Source organism: Arthrobacter sp. Hiyo1, from assembly GCF_001263615.2.
GTDB lineage: Bacteria > Actinomycetota > Actinomycetes > Actinomycetales > Micrococcaceae > Arthrobacter.
Genome location: NZ_DF952468.1, coordinates 103,607 through 106,733 on the forward strand (window position 1 = coordinate 103,607; position 3,127 = coordinate 106,733).

At 65.0% G+C, this 3,127-nt stretch carries 1 protein-coding gene and 1 pseudogene; one reads left to right on the plus strand and one right to left on the minus strand.

Features of this window, described 5'->3' with window-relative positions:
* A pseudogene (locus AHiyo1_RS00395) lies at window positions 1–1,391 on the minus strand (PucR family transcriptional regulator); the annotation flags it as partial.
* A 144-nt stretch (window positions 1,392–1,535) separates the two neighbouring features.
* Between AHiyo1_RS00395 and AHiyo1_RS00400 the strand changes: the two are divergent.
* Window positions 1,536–2,966, plus strand: a complete 1,431-nt coding sequence (locus AHiyo1_RS00400; protein WP_059387244.1) for a gamma-aminobutyraldehyde dehydrogenase — start codon at window positions 1,536–1,538, stop codon at window positions 2,964–2,966.
* Window positions 2,967–3,127 lie beyond the last annotated feature (161 nt).

Sequence of the window (3,127 nt, forward strand, 5' to 3'; positions counted from 1 at the left end):
CTGCACGCGGTCCGGCGTCTGGGCGGGGTCGTAGCCGGTGAGGTCGGTGATTTGCGCCAAGCGGTAGCGCACCGTATTGCGGTGCAAAGTCAGGGCTTCGGCGACGGCGGCCACCGAGCCGTTGTGGTTGAGGTAGCTCTCAAGGGTCGAAACGAGCTCGGAGCCGTGCGTGGCGTCGAACTTGCGCAGGGGAGTGAGCGCTTCGCTGGCCATGTCCGCCAACGGCACGTCCTCGCTCGCCAGCAACAAAGAGGTCAGGCTGAGCCGCTCAGGTTCGTTGACCGGCAAACCGTGCGCCACGGCGTCGCGCGCTTCGAAATAGCTCCAGCGCACGCCGTTCGGCTTGGTGTACGCGCCGCCGATCCCGATCACCGCGTGGATTCCCGCTTCCAACAGGTGATCGCTGAGGTCCTTGGCGAGCGCGCTCGCGGAACTGCCGTCGTCGGGCACTACCGTCACCAGGTCCTTCCCGACGACGGCGGTCACCCCGCCGTCGAGCGACTGCGGCAGCGATGTGCTGCCGAGTTGTTTGTGGTGGGCGGCGGAGACCACCAGGAGCACCACGTTCTTGCGGGTGCTGTTGATTCCGACGCCGGCCAGGCGGCGGGCGCCCTCGACGGTGTCCAGGGTTCCGTGGATGACATCGTCAAGCACCTGGCCTGCCAAGCCCGCTGGCTCTGGCGCTGCTTGACCATGTTGTTGAGTTCCACGCTGATCAGGTTCTGCGCATAACTGACAATCCCGGTGTCGCCGAAGGGTTGCTTGATCCAGAGGGTGCAGGCGTCACGGCGGCCTGTCGGGATGGGGAAGGACGCCCAGTCGTCGGCCGTCGGCGCGGGGTTGCCGGCCACGCTGTTGTAGAGCTGCGCGCTGAACTGGGTGAGTGCGATGTCGGACCGGAGCATGCTGCCCAATTGCTTGAGCAATTCCCCGAGCCCGCCACCGGTCAGCAGGGCCCGGGCCAGGATCTGGTGGCCGGCGATAAGGCGCTCCAGCTTGGAGTAGTGGTCGGCGGATTGGGAATCGGCCACGAGTTTGCCGATGGCAATGAACGGGGTCTCGTACGGGACTTCCACGAGGGGCAGCCCCCAGCGGTTCGCTTCCGCAACGAGGGCGGGGGGCACGGCTTCGTGGGTCAGCCCGGTGCCGAAACCGATGCCGACTGCTCCCGCGCGCTGGACCTGGCGCACAAAGCGGCGTTGTTCAGCGGCCCCGTTGAGCCGGAGCCCGGTGGTCAGGATCAACTCGCCGCCGTTGAGGAAGCGCTGGGGATCCTCCTGCTCGGTCACGGCCACCCAGCGGATATCTTCGTTCCAGGTGGTTTCCGCGAGGCCGGCTTTGCGGAGCCGAAGTGAGGGGACGGCGACGAGCGCGGCGATTGACATTGCCATGCCAAAAAGGATATCCCCGCACTGGTCATTCGCACTAAGTCGGGGGAGTCGGGGTGTGCACCTGACTATTCCGCGCCGGGGGGTGCTGGCATAGGCTCGGAGCAGCTGCAACCAATGCCTAGACACCGAAAGAGGTTGTACACCGTGGTCCAAACCTTGCAGAACTTCATCAACGGCGAGTTCGTCACGCCGGCAGGCACCGAACTGCTCGACATCGTGAACCCCACCAACGGGGAGATTGTCGCCCACGCGCCTATCTCCACGGCGGCCGACGTCGATGCTGCCATGAACGCGGCGAAGGAAGCCTTTAAGTCCTGGAAGCATGTCACGCCTGGCCAGCGCCAGCTCATGCTGCTCAAGCTCGCTGATGCCATCGAAGCCAACAGCGACGAGCTCGTCGAGGCGCAGCACCGCAACACCGGCCAGGTCCGCGCCCTCATCGCGTCGGAGGAAGTTGCCGCGGGCGCAGACCAGCTTCGCTTCTTCGCGGGCGCCGCGCGCATCATGGAGGGCAAGTCCGCCGGCGAGTACTTCGAGGGCCACACCTCGTACGTCCGCCGCGAACCGATCGGCGTCGTGGCCCAGGTTGCACCGTGGAACTACCCGTTCCTCATGGGCATCTGGAAGATCGGCCCCGCCCTCGCAGCAGGCAACACCGTTGTCCTCAAGCCCTCCGACACCACTCCGGAATCCACCTTGGTCCTGGCACGTCTTGCGGGGGAGATCTTCCCGGCCGGCGTCCTCAACGTGGTCCTCGGCAACGGGGCCACGGGCTCCATGATGGTTGAGCACAAGGTCCCGGGCCTCGTCTCGATCACCGGTTCCGTCCGCGCCGGCATTGCCGTAGCCAGTGGAGCGGCCAAGGGCCTCAAGCGTGCCCACCTGGAGCTCGGCGGCAAGGCCCCGGCCATCGTCTTCAAGGATGCCGATATCAAGAAGAGCGCAGCCGCCATCGCCGAATTCGCCTTCTTCAACGCCGGCCAGGACTGCACGGCCATCACCCGTGTGCTGATCGAGGACTCCATCCACGACGACATGGTTGCCGCCATGGTGGAGCACACCAAGACGCTGCACACCGGTTCGCAGAACGACGACGAGAACTACTTCGGCCCGCTCAACAACGTGAACCACTTCAACGCCGTGAACTCGGTGGTGGAGCACCTTCCGGCCAACTGCAAGATCGAAACCGGCGGCCACCGTGCGGGTGACAAGGGCTTCTTCTTCGAGCCGACCATCATCACCGGCGCCAAGCAGACTGACGACGTCGTCCAGAAGGAAACCTTCGGCCCCGTCATCACCGTCCAGAAGTTCACCACCGAGGCCGAGGCGCTCGAGCTGGCCAACGACGTCGAATACGCCCTGGCATCCAGCGTCTGGACCACGGACCACGGCACCGCCATGCGGATGAGCCGCGACCTGGACTTCGGCGCGGTCTGGATCAACACGCACATCCTGCTGACTGCTGAGATGCCGCACGGCGGCTTCAAGCAGTCCGGCTACGGCAAGGACCTGTCCATGTACGGCGTCGAGGACTACACGCGCATCAAGCACGTGATGAGTGCGCTGGACGCATGACTCAGATGCCTGACTCAGGCGCAACGCCCGACGCCCAAACACGGCAAGCATAAGAAAGAAAGAACCATCATGACCGCAACAGCACATGAAATCACCTACCGCCTGGACCAGAAGCGCAGCCTCAACGGCGCCTTCCCCGGCCCCAAGTCCCAGGCCCTGAA